The following is a 21,067-nucleotide window of genomic DNA, read 5'->3' as shown; positions in this document are numbered from 1 at the left end:
TGGGTCAGCGGTTGCCTCGGCGGTCCGAATCCGCTAGAGCTTAAATCCCGTGATACTGCGAAATTCGACCTTCGCTTTCCCACAAGATTTGGACATTTTCACGGGAGTTCCCTGCCAATGGCGCGTTTCATATTTATTACTGGCGGCGTTGTCTCCTCTCTTGGAAAGGGGCTTGCATCGGCGGCGTTGGGGGCGCTCTTGCAGGCACGCGGTTATTCCGTGCGACTGCGCAAGCTTGACCCTTACCTGAACGTCGACCCCGGCACGATGTCTCCGTTCGAGCATGGTGAGGTATTCGTCACCGATGACGGGGCAGAAACCGATCTCGATCTTGGTCACTATGAGCGTTTCACAGGCGTGCCAGCCCGCAAAACGGATTCGGTGAGTTCCGGACGCATCTACTCAAACGTGCTCGAAAAAGAGCGGCGCGGGGATTATCTGGGCAAAACCATTCAGGTGGTTCCGCATGTGACCAATGAAATCAAGGACTTCATCGCGATTGGCGAGGATGAGGTTGATTTCATGCTCTGCGAAATCGGCGGCACGGTCGGCGACATTGAAGGCCTGCCGTTCTTTGAAGCCATCCGCCAATTTGCCCATGACAAACCGCGCGGCCAGTGCATCTTCATGCATCTGACCCTGCTGCCCTATCTCGCCGCGTCGGGTGAGTTGAAGACCAAGCCCACCCAACACTCGGTCAAGGAACTGCAATCCATCGGGATTGCGCCAGATATCCTTGTCTGCCGGTCCGAACAGCCGATACCGGACAAAGAGCGTGAGAAGATCGCGCTCTTCTGCAATGTCCGCAAACAAAGCGTCGTCGCGGCCTATGACCTTAAGTCGATCTATGAGGCGCCATTGGCCTATCACGAACAGGGGCTGGATCAGGCTGTGCTGGACGCCTTTAACATCTCGCCCGCCCCTGCTCCGAAACTGGATGTCTGGCATGACGTTTTTGACCGCATCCACAATCCTGAAGGCAAGGTGAAGGTTGCCATTGTCGGCAAATACACACAACTCGAAGACGCCTACAAATCTATTGCCGAGGCACTGACCCATGGCGGCATGGCCAACCGCGTCAAGGTGCAGATCGAATGGGTCGATGCGGAGCTTTTCGACAACGACGATGCCGCCCCACACCTGCAAGGCTTTCACGCTATCCTCGTCCCCGGCGGCTTTGGAGAACGCGGCACGGAAGGCAAGATCAAGGCCGCCCAATTCGCTCGTGAGCGCAAAATCCCTTATCTGGGCATTTGCCTTGGCATGCAGATGGCGGTCATCGAAGCGGCCCGCAACGTGGCGGGTCTTGAAAAGGCGGGGTCCGAGGAGTTTGACCACGAGGCGGGCAAGAAGCGTTTTGAACCGGTCGTCTATCACCTCAAGGAATGGGTGCAGGGCAACCATAAGGTCGCCCGCAAGGCCGATGATGACAAAGGCGGGACGATGCGTCTTGGGGCCTACAACGCCACCCTGACCGACGGATCACAGGTGGCAGAGGTCTATGGCGCAACCGCGATCGAGGAACGCCACCGCCACAGATACGAGGTCGACATCAAGTATCGCGACACGTTGGAAAAGGCCGGGCTGCAGTTTTCGGGCATGTCACCCGACGGCAAACTGCCCGAGATTGTGGAATGGAAAGACCATCCGTGGTTTATCGGCGTGCAGTTCCATCCCGAACTGAAATCAAAGCCCTTCGCGCCGCATCCCCTTTTCGCAGATTTCGTAAGGGCCGCGGTTGAGACATCGCGTTTGGTCTAGTTTGTAACTTCTCCGGATGGCCACTTCGAGCCCATGGTGTCCGATGTTGCGCATCGAACCAATGTAGGCTCTCCTACGATGCGAGTGAGTTTGCGCGCGCCCACAACAGACCTGAGACCGCTACCAGGACACGGCGCCAAAGCGAGGCAAGGCGCACCGGTTTCACTCAGCTTCCCGCCAACTGGGACCAGGATAAGCGAGATGTAATCCGGCATCGTCCGAGAATGCGTAAGGCGAATTGTATCCGCGGTTTGCCGGGTGGGTCGGTGGTACGCTGCTGTCGAGTAGACCATTGGGACGTGGCAATCCACTGAGCTTAAGCGCCGCTTCATACTTCGTCAGTATATCGGCGGCTTCGTCGTCACTCATGCCGCCGCCGACATGTTCTCCTGCCTGTAGGGAAAGGGCAACAAAACGTCCGGAATTGAAGGCTTCAATGACGCTGGCGAAACTCTCCAACCGCTCATCGGGTCGTGAATAATCAGCATATGCCTCGCTTAAACGAAAGCGGAGAAACCCCACGATAAAATCGGATGCAGTGGCGCGGTCGCAAGCATCCTGTTGCAAGATCCAAAAGGCGGCATCCAGACGGTCGCCAGCAAGCTCGTGAAAGTCGGTTGCTACGCCATGCCACAAACGGATATCCGGGCCAGGAAGGCTTTTGAGGAATGCAATCCAACCATCCTTCAAGAGGTGGCTCTGGTCCGGGTCGCCCACCTCGGCCAGCCAGGCCTCATACGCTTCTGCACGCGATGCGCGTTCGGCATACCATACGTCCACACGTTCTCGCAGGTTGAGAAAGACGTCTTTGCGTCTAACGTCGCGCAATTCGCTGGTCGGCGGGGAACTCCGATCGTCTTGGCCAAGCTCAAGAAAACGGACGAGCTTCTTTTCTGATCGCAATTCATCGTCTGATCGATCTGGTCGCATGAGGCCCAGTTCATTGAGTGCGCGCATTTCTTTGTCAACGAGCGCGTATACGTCATTCGTCGCGCTCTTGTTCGACCTGCCGCCGATACGTTGCATACCCTGCACAAAAAGGGATGATTTGATCGCTAAAGCCCGCGCATCGGGTTTCATTGGCTTCCAATTCAGCTTCGGCTTCAGCAAACCAAGGCGCCCGAATTTTACCAGATATGCGTAGCGCACGGTATAGAGCGCACTTGCAAAGGCAAATGCTCCAAGGGCCAGCGCGGTGTCGTTCATCGAAAAGCCGCTTGCTACAGCTCCGACCAGCGAAAGTAAAAGGAACGAGACGGCCAAAAGAAATAGTGTTGTGAGGAGCGTTCGCATGTTGGGTTAACTGCAAGAAGAATGCGGCTGAACTATGGAAGGAGTTCACAAGGCAAACGTCGTGGAGCGTGTGGCTAGCGACAGCTTTGTCCGCAAAGCCATCCCACCGTCAGCTCGAATTGAACTTGGGGTGCAGCCCTCAAAACCCGAATGAAATCCGCCGGGTGATCACGACGCTACCGGTCAATTGGTCTTCGGATTGGGTGATCGGGCTGTCGGCTGCGTCGTCTTGCAGCCGGTCGTAGCGCACTTTGCCTGCGACACCCCAGGTATCGTTGAATTGATAGGTCGCCTCTGCTGCAACGCCAGCGCTAACAAGACCGGCGCCGGGCTCAAAGGCATTGAAATCGCTTGCCGCACTTTCCTCAGGGGTCACACCGAAATAGGTCTGGGTGAAATCCTCACTGCCCCACAACAGCCGAGGACCGGCGCGCAAGGTGACTTGGTCATCAGGGCGTATGATCAAATCACCACCAAGTTCCGCGACAAGCGCCTCATGCCCGATCACGCCATAGCGCAGTTTGGCGAACAGCTCATAGTCCGGCGCGTTGAATTCAAGGCCACCGCCCACTTCCAAGGAGAAATCGATATCATCGAGTCCCTCAAGTTCCGGATAGTCATCCGCAGAGCGTTCATCGATGAACCGTGCCGAGCCACCGAAACGCAGCCCGTCCCGTGATCGCCCGCCGAGGCTGATCGAGCCAAATTGCAGGCGTCCGAATTCAAAGTCGGCGCCGGGGCCGACCTCATTGTCGTCTGCGCCAAAATAGCCCGGCTGCGACTGCGCACCAAGGCCGAGCGTAAAGGCAATTCCGTTAGCGTCTTGTGCATGCGCCATCGCCGGCAGACATAAAAGTGGGATCAGAATTTGGCGCATCGCGTCTCTCTTTTTTACTTGGCGAGAGGTAGCCCGCCCCTGCATCTCGGCAACGCCCCCTTGGCAGTATCCTGCGCAATGGGTAGGGCTGGGAAGCAGAGGTTTGGGCGAAAGCATGCTGTCTTATCAACATATCTATCACGCAGGCAATCTAGCGGATGTGCACAAGCATAGCCTGCTGGCTTGGGCCTTGGCGTATATGACGCGCAAGGACAAGCCACTCAGCTATATTGAGACACATGCGGGGCGCGGTCTTTATGATTTGTCGGACGCGGCATCCGTGAAGACGGGTGAGGCGGCCAAAGGGATCGGGCGGACCGAAGATTGGTTCCTGCCGGACCATCCGTACCGCCGCGTTTTGGAGCGGGTGCGACAAAGCCACGGGCCGCATGCCTATCCCGGCTCACCCCTGATCGCGGCGGAGATATTGCGCGCCAGCGATACGCTGCACCTTTGCGAGTTACATCCAAAGGAGTTTGCGGCGCTTGAAACCGCATTGGCCGGTTATGGCGCTGAGCCCAAACAACGAAACGGGTGGGACATGGCCCTGTCCTTTTGCCCACCCACACCGCGGCGCGGCGTATTGCTGGTTGATCCATCGTATGAAGTGAAATCGGATTATCAGACCATTCCGGCGACATTGACCAAGATCCACCGTAAATGGGGCGTCGGTGTCCTGATGCTGTGGTATCCGATCTTGGACAGCGCACCGCACAAGCCGATGATTGGCGCGCTGACCTCAGCGATCCCTAGTGCGTACGTGCACGAAGTGAAGTTCCCACCTGCGCAGTCAGGTCATCGGATGGTCGGATCGGGGCTTTTCGTCGTGAACGCACCTTACAGATTTGCCCAGGAAGCGGCACGCCTTTCTAAACTCTTTGAAGATCACCAACAGGCGCTTATGTAACGGGGATGTTTAGTGATCTTCTCAGGCGACTGACCGCCCCCGAACCCGCGCCGCTTGCGCAAACTGACGCCCGGCTGGCGCTTGCGGCACTTCTCGTGCGCATTGCACGCACCGATGGCGACTATGCCGCCGTCGAAATCGCGCAGATCGACCAAAGCCTCGCTCGCCGTTACGGACTTGAGGCAGGTGCCGCGGCAGCGTTGCGTCAGGAGGCCGAGGCGCTAGAAGCCGAGGCGCCGGATACCGTGCGCTTTACCCGCGCCATCAAGGATGCCGTCGCCTATGAGGAACGTGTAGGCGTGGTCGAGGCGATGTGGGCCGTTGTCATGGCAGACGGCGTGCGCGACGATGAGGAAGACAGCATGATGCGCATGGCGGCATCTCTGCTTGGCGTGTCTGATCAGGATAGCCACGCTGCACGGCTGCGCGTCAGCGCCGGATGATTGCCAGCCTGCCGATGTATGCGCTGCCCGGCACAGAGGCAGCACATGATCGGTTTTGGGTTCTTGTAAGAGACTATCTGAGGGCGGCTGGGATCGCGGCGCCAGATGCGCTGACGCACATCGATGGCGATTTGCTCAACCATTGGCGCGCGCCGGACCTTGTTCTGTCGCAGACCTGCAGCCTTCCTTACCGAAGCCGCTTGCGCGATCACGTCACGCTGATTGGCACACCTGACTACGGGGTCGAGGGTTGTCCGCCTGGCTACTACCGGAGTGTCATCATCGCCCGTTCAGATGATGCTCGCGATCATCTTGAGGCCTTCTCCAACAGCCGCTTTGCGTTGAACGACCCCGTGTCGCAATCAGGCTGGGCCGCTCTGGCCTCAGAGCGGCCGGAGGTTTTGCAAGGCCCACAGATGATCACTGGATCGCATCGCGCGTCGATGAATGCCGTACAGCGGGGTGCGGCGGATTTTGCCGCCATTGACGCGGTGACATATCACAGCCTCGCAAACGCCGGAGAAACGAATGGGCTCCGAATACTGGAACAGACCCGACCTACACCTGGCCTCCCGCTTATCGCGGCGAAAAGTGTTCCGGCACTGCCGGTTTTCCAAGCACTGCGCGCTGCGATTGACGCTTTGGACCCCGAAGACAGAGAGTCGCTTGGACTGCGCGCCCTCGTCGCACTGCCCCCAGACGCCTATGATTTGCCCATTCCGCCTGCACCGCATGCAAATGCCGTCTGACCACACGTCAATCCGCCGAATGCGATTGCAAATGGTTAAGAAATAGGCCCTAATCCCGCGGTCAATAAGAAAAAGCTGCCCGCCAACGTGACCGATTCCACCCCCGTTATCGATATCCGCGACCTGCATAAGGCTTATGGCGATCTTGAGGTGATCAAGGGTGTCAACATTACCGCCGCTGCCGGGCATGTCGTGTCGCTGATCGGCTCATCGGGTTCCGGCAAATCCACCATTTTGCGCTGTGCAAATCTGCTGGAAGACAGCCAGCAGGGCGATATCCTTTTTTGCGGTGAGCCGGTTGTCTGGAAAGGCACGGGGTCGCGCAGGCATCCGGGGGATCATCAACAGATGATCCGTATCCGCACCAACCTGTCGATGGTGTTTCAGCAGTTCAACCTCTGGGCCCATATGACGATCCTTCAGAACGTGATGGAGGCACCGCTGACGGTCCTGAAACGCGACCGGGCTGAGGTTGAGGCGGCGGCACGCAAATACCTCAGCAAAGTTGGGATCGGCGACAAATGTGACGTTTATCCCGCCCAGCTTTCCGGTGGCCAGCAACAGCGCGCCGCCATCGCCCGCGCACTGTGCATGGAACCCAAGGCGCTCTTGTTCGATGAACCGACAAGCGCGCTTGATCCCGAACTGGAACAGGAAGTCGTGAAGGTGATCAAGGATCTGGCCGCTGAAGGCCGCACCATGATCATCGTCACCCACGACATGCGCCTTGCTGCGGATGTCAGCGACCATGTCGTCTTTCTGCACCAAGGCAAGATCGCCGAAGAAGGCCCGCCAGACGTGCTTTTCGGCCAACCAAAAACCGAACGCTTGCGCGGCTTTCTGTCCGCAACAGCATCCTAATCATTCAACTGGGAGACTACCAATGAAGAACCTGATCCTTTCCACAGCCGCGCTGGCGCTCACCGCTGGCATGGCGTTGGCCGATGGCCATTCCGTCGTGCGCATGGGCACCGAGGGCGCCTACCCTCCCTACAACTTCCTCAATGACGATGGCGAAATCGACGGGTTTGAGCGTGAAGTCGGTGATGAAATGTGCGCCCGCGCCGAGCTGACCTGCGAATGGGTCACCAATGAGTGGGACAGCATCATACCGAACCTCGTTTCGGGCAACTACGACACGATCATCGCCGGTATGTCGATCACCGAAGAACGCGATGAAGTCATTGATTTCACACAGAACTATTACCCGCCAACCGAATCTGCATTTGTCGCAGCATCTGAGGACGTTGATCTGGAAGGCGGCGTGATCGCCGCCCAGACCGCGACCATCCAGGCCGGTTACGTGACCGAAACAGGTGCGGCCCTGCTGGAATTCCCAACACCGGATGAGACCATCGCCGCCGTCCGCGCCGGTGAAGCCGATGCGGTTTTCGCTGACAAGGACTTCCTCGCCCCCATCGTCGAAGCCTCGGGTGGTGAGTTGATGTTCGTGGGCGCAGGTGTTCCCCTCGGCGGTGGCATTGGCATGGGTATCCGCGAAAGCGATACCGAACTGCGCGAGAAAATGGATGCGGCCATCACCTCGATGAAAGAAGACGGCACGCTCAACGAGATGCTCGTCAAGTGGTTCGGCGACGGCATCACGCTTTACTAAGACCCTTTGCGCCCCGCCACCTGCGGGGCGCAAAACTAGCCCGAGGCATCCCGCATTTTCAGCTATTGCACTGATCCTGCCGCACTTGACGGCTTGGCGTGGTTTTCATGCTATCTGACAACCGGCAAGCATATGTCGATCTATTATGCGGTCGGCACGGTGCTTTTGCTGTTGGCGATCACGGCCCCCTTGTCGCTTGCCTTCGGCTTCGGCGGGGCGACGGCGGCACGTAGCCAAGTCCTGCCGCTCCGCTGGTTCGGGAACACGTATATCGCCATTGTGCGCGGTGTGCCGGATATCGCCTTTTTCCTCTTCTTTGTCATAGCACTCGATCAGGCGTTTGAGTATCTGCGCCACCGCGTCAAATGCCCCGAATGGGAGGCTCAGGTCTGGCAGGGCAACGATTTCATCGTCTGTGCCGCCGCCAAACTCCCCCTGGGCAACGCGCCGCAATGGGTGCATGAGACTTACGGGTTTTTCCTCGCCGTCCTGACCTTCGCCATCGTTTTTGGTGCCTTCGCCGCCAATGTCCTCTTTGGTGCGATGCGCGCCGTGCCACGCGGCCAGATTGAGACAGCCGAGGCTTATGGCATGACATCCCGCCAGACCTTCTGGCGCGTAATCGTCCCGCAAATGTGGGTCTATGCGCTGCCGGGCCTGTCGAACCTTTGGATGGTGCTGATCAAGGCGACCCCCTTGCTGTTCCTCCTCGGCGTCGAGGATATCGTCTACTGGGCCCGCGAATTAGGCGGCACGAAAACCCCGCAATTCACCGACTACCCCCATGGCGACTGGCGCATGTGGTATTTCCTTGCCCTGCTCGTCTTCTATCTCGGATTCACCAAAATCTCGGAAGTCGTTCTCGACCGGATCATGGCGCGCCTGACCCATGGCCAGGCCACGGCCGCGGGCGAAGCCCAACGCAAGGCCGCCGCATGAGTTGTTGGGAAACGATCGCCGATTACGCCTTCCGCAGCCTCGGCTATGGCGAACGGTTGTTGCCGCGCAGCGATTTCACGCTCTGCCAGCAATTCACGCTGATCGGCTCCGGCATGATCTGGAACATCTATTTCGGGTTCTTCGCGCTGACCTCCGGTTTTCTGTTGGCTACGGGCGTCGCCGTGGGGAAGGCCGCCCGGAACCCGCTGATCCGCAAACCGGCGGAATGGTTCATTTTTCTCTTCCGCGGCTCCCCGCTCTTTATCCAGTTCTTCTTTGCCTACTTCCTGTTCTTGAACCTCAAAGGCGTGTCGGACTTCTTTGACCCCTTCACCTCGGCCTGGGCTGGCGCACTTCTGGTCCTGTTTCTGAACACCGCCGCGTATTCGGGTGAGATCTTCTTTGGCGCGCTGAAATCGATCCCCAAAGGCGATATCGAAGCGGCGGATGCCTACGGCCTGTCAGGCTGGGCTCGGTTCCGCCGCGTGATCTGGCCCACCATGCTGCGCCTCGCCTGGCCCGCCTATACGAACGAGGCGATCTTCCTCTTTCACGCCACAACGCTTGTCTTCTTTTCCGGCTTCCCGGCGGCACAACAACGGGGCGACGCGCTCTACTACGCCAACTATTTTGCCGACAAGACGTTCGACCCCTTCATCCCCTATCCGATCCTCGCGGCCTATTTCATCCTGCTCACGCTAGTGATCATCGGGATCTTCGGGCTGATCAATCGGCGCCTTAACCGGCACTTGCCGCAGCAAACACGCCAGAAAATGAAACTCAGGCCGCAGATCATCCGCTAAACCACAAAGGGCAATGATCCCCGCCTACCAGAGCGCCCGCTTGCGACCAATCTTGTCCCACGATAGCGTGAGGCGAGGCCAACGATGTGGTGATCTATGAAAATCGGTATCCTGCAAACGGGACACGCGCCAGACGCGCTGCGGGACGAACTTGGCGATTTTGAGCATCTGTTTCAGCGGCTGCTTGACGGGCATCGCTTCGAGTTCGAGACCTGGAATGTCGTCGATATGGATTTTCCTGCTGCCATTGACCTGTGCGAGGGGTGGCTGATCACTGGGTCCAAACATGGCGCCTATGAGGACCATCCCTTCATTCCACCGCTGGAGGCGATGATCCGTGACATCTACGCCGCCGATATTCCGCTTGTGGGCGTGTGTTTTGGCCACCAGATCATCGCGCAGGCCCTGGGCGGTAAGGTCGAGAAGTTTGGCGGTGGCTGGGCTGTTGGTCGTCAGACCTATGACTGGGAAGGTGAAACCGTCGCCTTGAACGCCTGGCATCAGGATCAGGTGGTCGAGCGCCCGGCGGGCGCACGCATCGTGGCAACGAATGGTTTTTGCGACAACGCGGCCCTCATCTACGGCCAGAAAGCATTCACTGTGCAACCGCACCCGGAATTTGGTGCCGATTTCGTAGCGGGTCTCGCCCGGCATCGCGGGCCGGGGATCGTGCCACAGAACCAGCTTGATGAGGTGGCTGCGAACCTAAACCAACCCGTCGCGAATGAACGGCTAGCTTCGCAAATCGCTTCATTCTTCAAGTCGCGATCCATCGCATGACCTGGGTCGATCAGATCCCGCCTGCCGCCCAAACCTACCTTCAGGAAAACCGGCTGGACGAGGTCGAATGCGTTATCGCCGACCTGCCCGGCATCGCACGTGGCAAGGCGGTGCCAGCGGGGAAATGGGAGAAGCAGGCGCATTTTCACCTGCCCAATTCGATCTTCTTTCAGACCATCACCGGCGATTGGGGCGAGGCTGCTGGGCCAGACGGCTTTCTCGAACCCGACATGGTGCTTAAACCCGATCTGTCGACCACCACAGCGGCCCCCTGGGCCGATGATGGGACCTTGCAGGTCATCCACGATGCTTTCGACCAAAAAGGTGAACCTGTCCCCTTTGCGCCGCGTAACGTGCTGCGGCGCGTCGTTGGGCTTTATGAAGCCGAGGGTTGGACCCCTGTCGTCGCCCCCGAAATGGAGTTCTACCTCGTCGCCCGCAACATCGACCCGGCCAAAGAGATCGAACCGATGATGGGCCGCACCGGGCGCCCGGCAGCGGGGCGGCAGGCCTACTCCATGTCCGCCGTCGATGATTACGGGCCGGTGATCGATGACATCTATGAATTCGCTGAAATCCAGGGCTTTGAGATCGACGGCATTGCGCAAGAAGGCGGCGCGGGCCAGCTAGAGATCAACCTGCGCCACGGGCATCCGGTGAAACTGGCCGACGAGGTGTTTTACTTCAAACGGCTCATCCGGGAAGCGGCCCTGAAACACGATTGTTTCGCCACCTTCATGGCCAAACCGATTGAGGGCGAGCCGGGCTCAGCCATGCATGTGCATCACTCGATCCTGGATGAGACGGGCCGCAACATCTTCACCGGCCCGCAAGGCGGTGAGACGGATGCCTTCTTCCATTTCATCGGCGGTCTACAAGAATACATGCCCAGCGTCATCGCCATGATCGCACCTTACGTAAACAGCTACCGCCGCTACGTACGTGATCATGCAGCACCCATTAACCTCGAATGGGGACGGGACAACCGCACGACCGGTATCCGCATCCCCGTCTCACCGCCCGAGGCGCGCCGGGTTGAAAACCGCCTCGCCGGGATGGATTGCAACCCATACCTCTGCATCGCGGCATCGCTGGCCTGCGGGTATCTGGGCATGAAGAACGAGATCCGGCCCGACAAAAGATGGCGCGGTGATGCTTACGAGTCCGAGGATGAAATACCGCAAGGGCTCTACACTGCGCTCGACCTCTTTGATGAGGCCGAGGCGATCCATGAGGTGCTCGGCCCCGATTTTGCACGTGTCTACTCGATTGTGAAACGCGCCGAATACAATGAATTCCTGCAGGTCATCAGCCCGTGGGAACGCGAACATCTGTTGCTGAACGTATGATTTGGCATGGGCTGATCATCATCGCGCTGACCGCGCTGACGCAGCTGGGTGGCCTCGCCTGGGGTCTGGCGCTTTTGTTGCGAATGGCGTTCGGGCGGTTTCTTCTGTCCTTTCTTATCGTCTATCTCGGACTGACGGTGGTTGCTCACTACACGGCCCCGCTGGCTGGGCGGGAACCCCTACCCTGCCTTGATGCAGGGCCCAATCAGATTGCCGTGCTCAACCCGCTTTATTGCGCACTCAACCGCCACTACGTGAACCCGGCCATGAAGGCGCATGCCGACGCGCTGTCTGCCCATATTCATGAAAGCTTTCCCGGAACACGCACGCGCGCCCTTGATGCAAGCTTTCCCTTCATTGACGGCTTTGCGATGCTGCCGCACCTGTCCCATGATGATGGCAACAAGCTTGACCTCGCCTTCTACTACACTGATCAGCACGGAGAGTACCGGCTAGGTCAGACCAAATCCTTTATCGGCTATTGGGGGTTCGAGCAGCCGGGGCCCGGCGACCCGCAACCCTGCGCCAGCGATACGGGCATTTCATTGCGGTGGGATGTCGCTTGGGCACAACCCTACTTGCGCGACTGGCCACTTGACGCCGCCAGAACGGGCGAGGCGTTACGCTGGCTCGCCGACAATCCGGTTGGCAACGACTACAAGATATTCGTCGAACCCTATCTGGCCGAACGTCTCGGTGTTTCAAGCGACACCATCCGGTTTCAGGGCTGCAGTGCCGCGCGGCATGACGATCATATCCATCTTGAGTTCAATCCCGGTTAGGTCGATGAACCCGCTTTATCGCAACGACACACCCGGCCATCTCCCCAAGAGCTGGTACGCGGCCAGCACCGAAGTACCGCCTGAGCGGCCACCTCTTTACGGTGAGACGCGCGCCGACGTTTGTATAGTTGGTGCCGGGTTCACAGGGCTATCGGCGGCATGGCATCTGGCACAAAAGGGCATGGATGTTGTCGTGCTGGATGCGCATTGTCCGGGCTTTGGTGCCTCCGGGCGGAATGGCGGACAGGTTGGCAGCGGCTATAACGCCGAGCAGGGCGATCTAGAGAAACGCTATGGCCGCGAAATGGCGCGCGATCTGTGGGAGCTCGCCGAAGAGGCGAAGGCCGATATTCGCGATATCTGCGCGAAACACATTCCCGATTCCCGCTACACGCCCGGTGTCGCCCACGGCTGCTATAGCGTGCAGGAGGCGCGCGACTATGCCGAGGACGCGGCCCATCTCGCGGAAAAGTACGGTTATGATCAGATCACGTCGATGGATGCAGATGCGTTTCGCGATCTCGTCAAATCGCCGCGTTATTGGGGCGGCATCCTGGATCATGGTGCGGGCCACATTCACCCGCTCCGCTATGCCCTGGGGTTGGCCCGATTGGCCGAAGACGCAGGCGCACGGCTTTATGATCGGTCTGAGGTCCACGACATTGTCGAAGGCGACACTGTTCTTTTGCGCACCAATCGCGGATGCGTCCGGGCAAAGCACGCGATCCTCGCGGGCAATGGCTACTTGCCCACTCTTACCCGAACGGTCGCAGCCAAGGTGATGCCAATCAACAGCTTCATCTGCGCAACGGAACCGCTCGGCGACAGGGCGGTCGACGTTCTCTCCCGCGATATCGCTGTGGCCGATAGCAAATTCGTCGTGAATTATTACCGGATGTCGGAAGACAACCGCTTTCTCTTTGGCGGGCGCGAAAGCTACAGCATTGGATTTCCCAAGGACATCAGCACGGCGCTCATCGCACGGATGACGCATCTGTTTCCTCAATTGAAAGGTGTGGGGGTCGACTATGTTTGGGGCGGCACCTTGGGCATTACCATGACCCGCCTGCCCGCGATCCAACGTGTGGCACCAAACATCCTTTCCGGAGCAGGCTTCTCCGGCCATGGCGTCGCCCTATCGGGGCTCGCGGGAAAGGTAATGGCCGAGGCCATCGCGGGTCAGGCAGGGCGTTTCGACACACTCGCAGCACTCAATGTGCCCAACTTCCCCGGTGGGCCCGCGATGCGCGCACCTCTGTTGACACTGGCCATGTCATGGTATGCTTTGCGCGACAGGCTGGGTATTTGACGCGGATGTCACGGGCTTGTGACATGCGTGCTGTTAAGCCTCTGGCCAATAACAATGACAAGGAGCAGTGCCATGTCCCAAGTGCCCAATGTCTATGATGCCGAACCCATTCCCGACGCCGCACTTGTGACCGTGCGGCAATTGCTGCAATCGGGCGATCTTTTTCGCTATACCTCTGACAATTCGCCGGTCGCCTTGCTTGAGGCGGAGTTTGCGCGCGCATTGGGGGCGAAATACGCATTGGCCGTCTCGTCCTGCTCGGCGGCTTTGTTCCTGTCGCTTAAGGCATTGGGGCTCCCGCGCGATGCAAAGGTCGTGATCCCCGCCTTCACCTTTGGCGCGGTACCGTCATCAGTCGTCCACGCCGATTGCGTACCTGTGCTATGCGAATGTGGTGAAAACTACCGCATCGATCTGGAGGATTTCGCTGCAAAGCTGCCCGAAGCGGATGCCGTCATCATCAGCCATATGCGCGGGCATACGTCCGATATGGATGCGATCATGGCGCTCTGCGATGCGGCTGATATTCCGGTGATTGAGGACGCGGCGCATTCACTGGGTACCACGTGGGGCGGAAGGAACATCGGGACAATTGGGAAAATTGGTTGCTTTAGCTTTCAATCCTATAAGCTATTAAATGCCGGTGAAGGCGGTATCATGATCACGGACGATGCCGACCTGATCGCCCGCGCTGTCATCATGTCCGGCGCGTATGAGCATAACTGGAAAAAGCATCCCGTCTTACAGGCGGCCTTTGCCAAATGGCAAAATAAGCTGCCGCTCTATAACCAGCGACTGAATGTGTTATCCGCAGCGGTGATCCGGCCGCAACTTGAAGAATTGCCGCGCCGGGTCAGTCAGGGACGGCGCAATCATGATCATGTGGCTGCCCAGCTTAATCAATCACGTTGGCTGCACGTACCCGCAAAGCTGCCACCGGAGGAACGGGCACCTGACTCGATCCAGTTCAATCTGGTAGATATGTCCGCAGAAGAAACCGAAAGCTTCGTCGCCGCAGCCAAATCGGCTGGAGTGAGCGTTCAGGTCTTTGGGCAGAGCGCTGATAACGCGCGTGCGTTCTGGAACTGGCAGTTTCTGTCAGACCTGCCCGAACTACCGAAAACGCGCGCGATGCTGATGCGGGCTTGTGATGTCAGGCTGCCTGCGCGGCTGACATTGCCAGAATGCGATGTGATCGCCGGGATCATTCTCGATGCAGTTGAGAAGGTGATGGGCGCGCATCAGGCACCTGAGGCAGCGACCGTGCGCAGCGCCTAGTGCATTACTTACTGATCTTGGAAAGCTTTTCCTGCAATTCGGCAAGCTGGTCCTTGATCTGATCCAGATCGTCGGCGTCCTCCTTGGGCTCGGACTTTCCGACGCCGGGCATCATGCCACCCGTCATCGCGTTGAAAAACGCCTGTTGCTGGGCACGCATCGCCTCAAAGCCGGGCATGGCGGCCATAGGGTTGGCCTTCGTCATGTTCTCCATTGCCTTGGATTGACCTTCGCGCAGCATCTCGAAACTGGCCTGCAGGAATTGCGGAACGACTGAGGCCGCCTGGCTTGTATAGCTGCGCACCAGATCCGTCAGTACATCAACAGGCAACACATTTTCGCCGCGGCTCTCATGCTCAGCGATAATCTGCAACAGGTATTGCCTCGTGAGGTCATCCCCGGATTTCAGATCAACGATCTGCACATCACGTCCCTCACGGATGAAAACAGCGATATCCTCCAGGGTCACGTAGTCGCTCGTTTCCGTGTTATACAAACGGCGGCTTGCATAGCGCTTGATTAGTAGCGGTTTGTTGTTGTCGGTCACGGGCGTCCCTCCCAAGACATAGTGCGCTGTCAGCAAGCCTATGCTGCGTCTGCACGAAAGAAAAGCAAATCCTGATCGGGTCCCTTAGCACAACAGGACGTTTGGCAGCCACAGACCCTGAAAACAAAGGACGGCCCGCGCGATGCGGACCGCCATTTGAAAAACAGACCCCTAGGGAGGATGGGGTTGTTTTGGACGTGACTTACTTTGCAGCAGCAGTTGCTTTCTTTGCGGCGGCTGTCACTTCGTTTGTCGCTTTTTTTGCAGCAGCTGTCATGTCTTCAGAGAAGTCTTTGCCAGCGGCCAGAACCAGCTCCATGGTCTGCGTCTGCACTTTTTTCGCGATTTCAGCGAAAGCAGACATGTGCTCTGCAGCGCTTTCAGCGGACGCAGATGCGAAGTCGGTCATTGCTTTTGCGTAGTCAGCAGGCTCTGCCTTTGCTTTGGACATCGCTTCCATCTTGGCGATGGTGTCTTGTGTCCATTTTGCGGACAGTTCAGCAGATTTACCAGCTGCGTCCAGAGCAACAGCAGACATTTTTTCTGCCAGCGTTGTCTGGTTCTTGAACTGCTCTTCCATTGCCTTTGTGTCGACAGGGAACGCGCCCATCATGTCTTTGAAGATGGCGGTGAAGTCTTGTGTCTTTGCCATTTGATCAGTCTCACTTTCAGTACTTGCGGAGCCCCCTCCGCGGTTATCTCGTGACACCAATATGCATGCTGCACTGCAGCATTTCAAGTCTTTTTTCTGCACTGCAGCATATTCTTCTGCATGCGCAAATTTACCCAAAGGAAATAGCTACTTAGCAACAACGTAGGTGCCAGGCGCTGGGGCGAGAACAGGGTGATCCGCATCTCCCGGCTCACGCGCAGCTATCTTCTTACCAGACTTTTGTGACAACCATTTATCCCAGGTAGGCCACCATGAACCTTCATGTTGATCCGCCGCATCCAGCCAGTCATCCGCCGTCAGCCCCATTTCGGGATTGGTGTAATACCCATACTTGTTCTTGCTCGGCGGATTGACGATACCCGCGATATGCCCAGACCCCGACAGAATAAAGGTTTTGTCCTTTGACCCCATTTGCTGAACACCGGCATAGCTGCTTTTCCAAGCGGCGATATGATCCGTCTCACAAGCGATGGCGCAGAGCGGCACGGTCACCTCATCCAGTTTGACCACCTCGCCAGCAATCTCGAACCCATCGGTTGCGAACTTGTCGTGCTGGCAAAGCCCGCGCAGATATTCAACCGACATCTTCGCCGGCAGGTTGGTGCCATCGCCGTTCCAATAAAGCAGATCGAAGGCAGGCGGTGCCTTCCCCATCATGTAGCTTTTGATCGCGGGCCCATAAATCAGATCATTCGAACGCAGATAGGAAAACGTCCGCGACATGAAGAAGGAATCGAGAATACCAGTTTCCGCCACCTCCGCCTCGATCCCATCGACAAAGTCATCATCCAGGAACACACCCACCTCGCCCCGGTCAGAGAAATCCGTGAGCGTCGTAAAGAACGTCACGGCATTTACCGAGGTATCCTTGCGCTTTTTCATCAGCGCTAGGGTCAGCGCCAGCGTCGTGCCCGCGATACAATAACCAACCGCATTCACTTTTTTGACGCCGCAGATATCCTTCACTTCGTTGATCGCGGTCAGATAACCGCTCTCCACATAGTCCGTCATCGATGTCTCACGATAGCCGGGGTTGGGGTTCACCCATGAGACGACAAAAACCGTATAGCCTTGATCCACCGCCCATTTGATCAGGCTGTTTTGCGGCTTCAGATCAAGGATGTAAAATTTGTTGATCCAGGGCGGGAAGATGATCAGCGGTGTCGAATAGACCATGTCCGTCGTCGGCGCATATTGGATCAGCTCAAACAGGTGGTTACGGAACACGACCGATCCGGGCGTCGTGGCCAGGTTCTCACCCAGTTTGAAGGCCTTCTTGTCGGCCAGCGTGACGACCAGGTCACCATCATTGGCTTCCAGATCCGCAATCAGGTTCTCAAGGCCCGCCACAAGGCTCTCGCCTTCGGTCTCTGCCGCCAGTGCTAGCGCTTCGGGGTTGGTCGGCAGGAAATTCGTGGGGCTCACCATGTCCACGATCTGCTGGCTAAAATAGCGCAGTCGCTTCTTTTCCTCAGAATCAAGCGTCTCTATATCCTCGACCGCCTGCTGCACTGCAGAAGCGTTCATGAGGTATTGCTGTTTGATGAAATTGAAGTACGGGTTGGTCTCCCACAACTCATGAGAAAACCTTCGATCCTTGGGGGTTTCGTCCGTCGGCGGCTCCAGCTTGCCTTGCGCCAGAAGGTGCTGTGCTTCGACATAATGTTTGACAGACTTGCTCCAGAATTGCAGCTGATGCTCAAGCAGCTTGGCAGGATTGTGCATCATTTCAGTCATATAGGCGGTGGCCGCCTTTAGGTAGAGTTCCTGACTTGGCCCCTGTAGCGCGGGCGCCACATGGCGGCCATGACCCATTACCTTCAACAAACGTTGGGTTAACTCTTCGACCCGGGTGAGGTTTGCCTCAAGTTTTGCAACATTTGGGCTAACATTCGCCGCCTCAATTGAATCGTTTGTTGTCATGTTAACCTTCCTTGGCGTATGCTGCAGGTGCAGCATACTGCCGCGCGCTGACCATCGGAGACCGAGTACATGAAGTATATGATGACCTATGACCTGATGGAAACCATGCGTAACACCAATCAATGGCTTGGCGCATCGGCACGTGCTTTGGCGTCGTATCCTGTGATGTCCTGGGGGGCCAATCCGGCCATTGACTGGCTGAAAGCTTGGGGCGAGGTGACGGAGCGTACGTTTGAGCGGATGATCGTCAAGCCTGACTGGAATATACCGCCCGTCCCCGGCGACAAGGGGCGCGACTACCCGGTGGAGATTGAAACGGTTGTTGAAAAACCTTTTGGCGATTTGATCCACTTTACGATGCCCGGCCGCAAGCCCAGCAAGCGGCGCGTTCTCTTGGTCGCCCCGATGTCGGGTCACTACGCGACGCTGCTGCGCAAAACCGTGATCAGCCTGCTGCCTGACTGCGATGTGTATGTCACCGACTGGCACAATGCGCGGGATATCCCCGTCAGTGCGGGCAAGTTCGATATTGAGGATTACACCCTCTATCTGATGGATTTCATGCGCGAACTTGGCGCGGACGTTCATGTGATCGCTGTCTGTCAGCCGGTGCCACTTGCGCTGGCCGCGACCGCTTATCTGGCAGAGCTTGATCCTGATGCACAACCCCGCTCGCTGACCCTGATCGGCGGCCCAGTGGACCCGGAGGCGAACCATACCGAAGTAACGGATTTCGGCCGCACCGTCACAATGGGCCAGCTGGAAGAAACGATGATCCAGCGGGTAGGCTTCAAATATGCTGGCGTGGGCCGCATGGTCTATCCGGGGCTTCTGCAATTGGCGTCTTTCATTTCCATGAACGCCGAGATGCACGCCAATTCCTTCCGGGATGAGATCATTCGCGTCGCCAAAGGCGAAGCATCAGAACATGACCGCCACAACAACTTCTACGACGAATATCTTGCCGTGATGGACATGACGGCGGAGTTCTACCTCTCGACTGTCGAGCGCATCTTCAAAGGTCGCGAGATTGCGCGCAACGACTTCATGGTCGCGGGTCACAAGGTTGATTTCAGCAAGGTGACGACTGTCGCGGTCAAGATCGTTGAGGGCGAGGAAGACGACATCTCTGCCCCCGGCCAGTGCCTTGCCGCGCTTGATCTGCTAACTGGCCTGCCCGACGACAAGAAAGCCTCACATCTGGAACCCGGCGCGGGCCATTACGGGATTTTCGCAGGTGGCAGCTGGCGTAACAATATCCGGCCACTGGTGCTGGAGTTCATTGATGCCAATTCGGGCAGCACAAAACGTAGGCCCTCAAATGTCGTGAGCATGAACTGAAGATACAGGCGGGGAGGACCCCGCCTGTCTTTGTCTCTCAGGCAGTTTGGTCTTTAGGGCCGAAATTGAGGTTGCTGGGCGCGTTCAGATAAGACCCTTTGTCAGATGTGACCGCAACGCCGCCATCAACGACATCAATCTCAAACCCGCGACACCAACACTGCCCGCGTCCCTCAAGCATGAAGCCAAATGCGATTTTCTCGGCATCAACGGGCACGTCGAGCACGATGGCACGCCGCGTCCAGTCTTGTGTGCCGATCAGCGGCCCATTCTCTTGCCGATTGAGCATGTTATCGAACCGAATGCCGCCTCGCTCTGCGCTATCAACCCGCATCCACATCGTCGCCAGACCGTCGGTATCCGCGCAGGACAAATCGCCCACCAACCGGACCCGCTTGCCCTGATAAGCCTTCGCGTCGAAGCTCTGCATCAGCGTCGCAAAACCGGTAATCTGTCTCCCATCCTTCTTAGCGTAGATCGTGGCCACCTGATCAGCGCGGTCCGGGTCGCGGCCTGCATGATAGTCATGCGGGGCAGAACCCGCGAGAAACCAGTCTTGCGGCAAAGACAACAGCTTTGCAGAGTTGCGCCCGCCGGCCGCAGCGGTGTTCCAATCTACAAAGCCCAGTTGCTGGGCCACAACTTCCAGACATTGGCCGTGAGACAACGCAATATCGCGTCGGGCTAGCGCGCCGCGTAGCGACTTGGCCATCGCCTTTGGATCACGTGAAACGTGCATGATGATCTCCTTAACCGGGGACAAGCCAAAGCATCAGTGCGCGCATTGCTGACGGGCCGGTCCCGTTCAAAGCAAATCATTTCAGATATGACAGGCCTTCACCAAACCCCGAAAGAGGCGCGCGCGGCAGGTGCCCGAAACCTTGGCTTTTCGGTAGCGCGACCTTGCCGTAAGGTCAAGCTACGACCGCAGCATCAACGGCGCGGTCATCCAGTCTTGTAGGATGCCAGTGACAGCATCAGGCGCTTCCAGTGTGGGTAGATACCCCGCGTCGTCAACGACTTGCAAATCGGCATAGGGAATAAGCTCCGCCAGAAACTCGTGGCGTTTCAACTGAAACTGACCGTCATGGCGTCCGCAGATCACCACGGTCTGTTGCGTGATGTTGCGCATCGTCGCCTGCTGGTCCTTACGGCGCTGCAGCGCACGGGCTTGTTTGACATAGGCGTCAGGCCCCATCGCATCGCCCATCTCGGTCAGTTGTCGCACAAGCGCTACCTTGTCAGCACTCGGCGCCATCCAGGTGGAGTTAATCTCGTGCCGCAATACGTCCGCCCAACGACCCGCGCGGGCGGCGATGATATGGGGTTCTCGCGCCGCAGCCGCTTCCGGGGTGTCGGCCTGTGGGCTGGTGCTGATCAGCGCGATACGGGTCACACGCTCCGCCGCCCGGCGCAAGATCTCCATCGCCACCATGCCGCCCATCCCCATGCCCGCGACAGCAAACTTCGTTGGAGCCCAGCTCAGGATCTGGCTCGCGATTTCTTCCATCCGCTCGCCCCGGCAGGTCGGCGCAAACAGAACCGCATGCTGGCGCGACAGCGCACGGATCTGCGCGTCAAAAATCCGCGCATCGCTCAGGATGGGCGGAATCATCACCAGCGTTTCACTAGGCATCGGGGGCCTGCTCGGCGGACATGCGCAAACTCTCTCTGACGGAGATTTTGGTAAAGTGTGGC

At 57.9% G+C, this 21,067-nt stretch carries 21 protein-coding genes; 14 read left to right on the top strand and 7 right to left on the bottom strand.

Translation table 11 applies throughout. The features are described from left to right. Nucleotides 1-117 precede the first annotated feature (117 nt). A complete protein-coding gene (locus SLH49_RS09785) occupies nucleotides 118-1,761 on the top strand; it encodes a CTP synthase (protein WP_320268980.1) in 1,644 nt (547 codons plus the stop codon). A 162-nt stretch (nucleotides 1,762-1,923) separates the two neighbouring features. Here the strand turns inward: SLH49_RS09785 and SLH49_RS09780 are convergent, their stop codons facing one another. Together SLH49_RS09780 and SLH49_RS09775 are read right to left on the bottom strand one after the other, a co-directional pair. Then, a complete protein-coding gene (locus SLH49_RS09780) occupies nucleotides 1,924-2,967 on the bottom strand; it encodes a hypothetical protein (RefSeq protein WP_320268979.1) in 1,044 nt (347 codons plus the stop codon). 226 nt (nucleotides 2,968-3,193) lie between these two features. Then, nucleotides 3,194-3,931, bottom strand: a complete 738-nt coding sequence (locus SLH49_RS09775) for a MipA/OmpV family protein (protein ID WP_320268978.1) — start codon at nucleotides 3,929-3,931, stop codon at nucleotides 3,194-3,196. A 115-nt stretch (nucleotides 3,932-4,046) separates the two neighbouring features. Here SLH49_RS09775 and SLH49_RS09770 point away from each other — a divergent pair, with 115 nt between their 5' ends. The 12 genes from SLH49_RS09770 to SLH49_RS09715 all read left to right on the top strand — a co-directional run bounded on the left by SLH49_RS09770 (nucleotide 4,047) and on the right by SLH49_RS09715 (nucleotide 14,885). Further along, entirely contained in the window at nucleotides 4,047-4,838 is a 792-nt protein-coding gene (locus tag SLH49_RS09770) for a 23S rRNA (adenine(2030)-N(6))-methyltransferase RlmJ (RefSeq protein WP_320268977.1), read from the top strand. Nucleotides 4,839-4,843: 5 nt separating this feature from the next. Beyond that, complete coding sequence (locus SLH49_RS09765; RefSeq protein ID WP_320268976.1) at nucleotides 4,844-5,281, top strand: TerB family tellurite resistance protein; 438 nt, start codon at nucleotides 4,844-4,846, stop codon at nucleotides 5,279-5,281. Further along, on the top strand, nucleotides 5,278-6,030 hold the full coding sequence (locus SLH49_RS09760; protein WP_320268975.1) for a phosphate/phosphite/phosphonate ABC transporter substrate-binding protein: 753 nt from the start codon (nucleotides 5,278-5,280) through the stop codon (nucleotides 6,028-6,030). Before SLH49_RS09765 ends, SLH49_RS09760 begins: the two co-directional genes overlap by 4 nt. 87 nt (nucleotides 6,031-6,117) lie before the next feature. Continuing rightward, a complete protein-coding gene (locus tag SLH49_RS09755) occupies nucleotides 6,118-6,891 on the top strand; it encodes an amino acid ABC transporter ATP-binding protein (protein ID WP_320268974.1) in 774 nt (257 codons plus the stop codon). 22 nt (nucleotides 6,892-6,913) lie between these two features. Continuing rightward, nucleotides 6,914-7,645, top strand: coding sequence for a transporter substrate-binding domain-containing protein (locus tag SLH49_RS09750; RefSeq protein WP_320268973.1), 732 nt, complete (start codon nucleotides 6,914-6,916; stop codon nucleotides 7,643-7,645). Between the two features lie 54 nt (nucleotides 7,646-7,699). Then, a complete protein-coding gene (locus SLH49_RS09745; RefSeq protein WP_320269781.1) occupies nucleotides 7,700-8,584 on the top strand; it encodes an ABC transporter permease in 885 nt (294 codons plus the stop codon). Beyond that, the gene (locus SLH49_RS09740; protein WP_320268972.1) at nucleotides 8,581-9,387 is read left to right on the top strand and encodes an ABC transporter permease subunit; all 807 of its coding nucleotides are present in this window, start codon (nucleotides 8,581-8,583) and stop codon (nucleotides 9,385-9,387) included. The genes SLH49_RS09745 and SLH49_RS09740 overlap by 4 nt, the downstream gene beginning before the upstream one ends. A gap of 96 nt (nucleotides 9,388-9,483) precedes the next feature. Beyond that, complete coding sequence (locus tag SLH49_RS09735) at nucleotides 9,484-10,167, top strand: type 1 glutamine amidotransferase (protein ID WP_320268971.1); 684 nt, start codon at nucleotides 9,484-9,486, stop codon at nucleotides 10,165-10,167. Next, a complete protein-coding gene (locus tag SLH49_RS09730; protein WP_320268970.1) occupies nucleotides 10,164-11,516 on the top strand; it encodes a glutamine synthetase family protein in 1,353 nt (450 codons plus the stop codon). Before SLH49_RS09735 ends, SLH49_RS09730 begins: the two co-directional genes overlap by 4 nt. After that, entirely contained in the window at nucleotides 11,513-12,298 is a 786-nt protein-coding gene (locus SLH49_RS09725; RefSeq protein ID WP_320268969.1) for a hypothetical protein, read from the top strand. Before SLH49_RS09730 ends, SLH49_RS09725 begins: the two co-directional genes overlap by 4 nt. A 4-nt stretch (nucleotides 12,299-12,302) precedes the next feature. Then, the gene (locus tag SLH49_RS09720; protein WP_320268968.1) at nucleotides 12,303-13,607 is read left to right on the top strand and encodes an FAD-binding oxidoreductase; all 1,305 of its coding nucleotides are present in this window, start codon (nucleotides 12,303-12,305) and stop codon (nucleotides 13,605-13,607) included. 72 nt (nucleotides 13,608-13,679) lie between these two features. Beyond that, on the top strand, nucleotides 13,680-14,885 hold the full coding sequence (locus tag SLH49_RS09715; protein ID WP_320268967.1) for a DegT/DnrJ/EryC1/StrS family aminotransferase: 1,206 nt from the start codon (nucleotides 13,680-13,682) through the stop codon (nucleotides 14,883-14,885). Nucleotides 14,886-14,889: 4 nt separating this feature from the next. On the opposite strand, the gene phaR is transcribed toward SLH49_RS09715, so the two are convergent. The 3 genes from phaR to SLH49_RS09700 form a co-directional block, all read right to left on the bottom strand. Further along, complete coding sequence (gene phaR, locus SLH49_RS09710; RefSeq protein ID WP_320268966.1) at nucleotides 14,890-15,432, bottom strand: polyhydroxyalkanoate synthesis repressor PhaR; 543 nt, start codon at nucleotides 15,430-15,432, stop codon at nucleotides 14,890-14,892. 202 nt (nucleotides 15,433-15,634) lie between these two features. Then, nucleotides 15,635-16,084 (bottom strand): phasin family protein, encoded by a 450-nt coding sequence (locus SLH49_RS09705; protein WP_320268965.1) that lies wholly within the window; start codon nucleotides 16,082-16,084, stop codon nucleotides 15,635-15,637. A gap of 147 nt (nucleotides 16,085-16,231) precedes the next feature. Continuing rightward, nucleotides 16,232-18,028, bottom strand: a complete 1,797-nt coding sequence (locus tag SLH49_RS09700; protein ID WP_320268964.1) for a class I poly(R)-hydroxyalkanoic acid synthase — start codon at nucleotides 18,026-18,028, stop codon at nucleotides 16,232-16,234. Between the two features lie 69 nt (nucleotides 18,029-18,097). Between SLH49_RS09700 and phaZ the strand changes: the two genes are divergently transcribed. Then, the gene (gene phaZ / locus SLH49_RS09695; protein WP_320268963.1) at nucleotides 18,098-19,369 is read left to right on the top strand and encodes a polyhydroxyalkanoate depolymerase; all 1,272 of its coding nucleotides are present in this window, start codon (nucleotides 18,098-18,100) and stop codon (nucleotides 19,367-19,369) included. A gap of 37 nt (nucleotides 19,370-19,406) precedes the next feature. Here phaZ and SLH49_RS09690 read toward each other — a convergent pair whose 3' ends face one another. Then, nucleotides 19,407-20,108 carry a glyoxalase superfamily protein gene (locus tag SLH49_RS09690; protein WP_320268962.1) on the bottom strand — a complete coding sequence of 234 codons (702 nt, stop codon included), beginning with the start codon at nucleotides 20,106-20,108 and terminating at the stop codon, nucleotides 19,407-19,409. A 180-nt stretch (nucleotides 20,109-20,288) separates the two neighbouring features. Further along, a complete protein-coding gene (locus SLH49_RS09685; protein ID WP_320268961.1) occupies nucleotides 20,289-21,005 on the bottom strand; it encodes an alpha/beta hydrolase in 717 nt (238 codons plus the stop codon). Nucleotides 21,006-21,067 lie beyond the last annotated feature (62 nt).

The organism is Cognatiyoonia sp. IB215446, assembly GCF_033963825.1.
Classification (GTDB): domain Bacteria; phylum Pseudomonadota; class Alphaproteobacteria; order Rhodobacterales; family Rhodobacteraceae; genus Yoonia.
The sequence above is the reverse complement of the archived record's forward strand: the minus strand, read 5'-3'. Positions and strand labels throughout refer to the sequence as shown.

Excerpts from the sequence above, each read along its gene's own strand:
- SLH49_RS09725 (WP_320268969.1), top strand. The coding sequence starts at position 11,513 with ATGATTTGGCATGGGCTGATCATCATCGCGCTGACCGCGCTGACGCAG.
- SLH49_RS09770 (WP_320268977.1), top strand. The coding sequence starts at position 4,047 with ATGCTGTCTTATCAACATATCTATCACGCAGGCAATCTAGCGGATGTG.
- SLH49_RS09750 (WP_320268973.1), top strand. The coding sequence starts at position 6,914 with ATGAAGAACCTGATCCTTTCCACAGCCGCGCTGGCGCTCACCGCTGGC.
- SLH49_RS09715 (WP_320268967.1), top strand. The coding sequence starts at position 13,680 with ATGTCCCAAGTGCCCAATGTCTATGATGCCGAACCCATTCCCGACGCC.
- SLH49_RS09730 (WP_320268970.1), top strand. The coding sequence starts at position 10,164 with ATGACCTGGGTCGATCAGATCCCGCCTGCCGCCCAAACCTACCTTCAG.
- SLH49_RS09780 (WP_320268979.1), bottom strand. The coding sequence starts at position 2,967 with ATGAACGACACCGCGCTGGCCCTTGGAGCATTTGCCTTTGCAAGTGCG.
- SLH49_RS09700 (WP_320268964.1), bottom strand. The coding sequence starts at position 18,028 with ATGACAACAAACGATTCAATTGAGGCGGCGAATGTTAGCCCAAATGTT.
- SLH49_RS09775 (WP_320268978.1), bottom strand. The coding sequence starts at position 3,931 with ATGCGCCAAATTCTGATCCCACTTTTATGTCTGCCGGCGATGGCGCAT.
- SLH49_RS09690 (WP_320268962.1), bottom strand. The coding sequence starts at position 20,108 with ATGCACGTTTCACGTGATCCAAAGGCGATGGCCAAGTCGCTACGCGGC.
- SLH49_RS09740 (WP_320268972.1), top strand. The coding sequence starts at position 8,581 with ATGAGTTGTTGGGAAACGATCGCCGATTACGCCTTCCGCAGCCTCGGC.
- SLH49_RS09720 (WP_320268968.1), top strand. The coding sequence starts at position 12,303 with ATGAACCCGCTTTATCGCAACGACACACCCGGCCATCTCCCCAAGAGC.
- SLH49_RS09760 (WP_320268975.1), top strand. The coding sequence starts at position 5,278 with ATGATTGCCAGCCTGCCGATGTATGCGCTGCCCGGCACAGAGGCAGCA.
- SLH49_RS09705 (WP_320268965.1), bottom strand. The coding sequence starts at position 16,084 with ATGGCAAAGACACAAGACTTCACCGCCATCTTCAAAGACATGATGGGC.
- SLH49_RS09765 (WP_320268976.1), top strand. The coding sequence starts at position 4,844 with ATGTTTAGTGATCTTCTCAGGCGACTGACCGCCCCCGAACCCGCGCCG.
- phaZ (WP_320268963.1), top strand. The coding sequence starts at position 18,098 with ATGAAGTATATGATGACCTATGACCTGATGGAAACCATGCGTAACACC.
- SLH49_RS09735 (WP_320268971.1), top strand. The coding sequence starts at position 9,484 with ATGAAAATCGGTATCCTGCAAACGGGACACGCGCCAGACGCGCTGCGG.
- SLH49_RS09785 (WP_320268980.1), top strand. The coding sequence starts at position 118 with ATGGCGCGTTTCATATTTATTACTGGCGGCGTTGTCTCCTCTCTTGGA.
- SLH49_RS09685 (WP_320268961.1), bottom strand. The coding sequence starts at position 21,005 with ATGCCTAGTGAAACGCTGGTGATGATTCCGCCCATCCTGAGCGATGCG.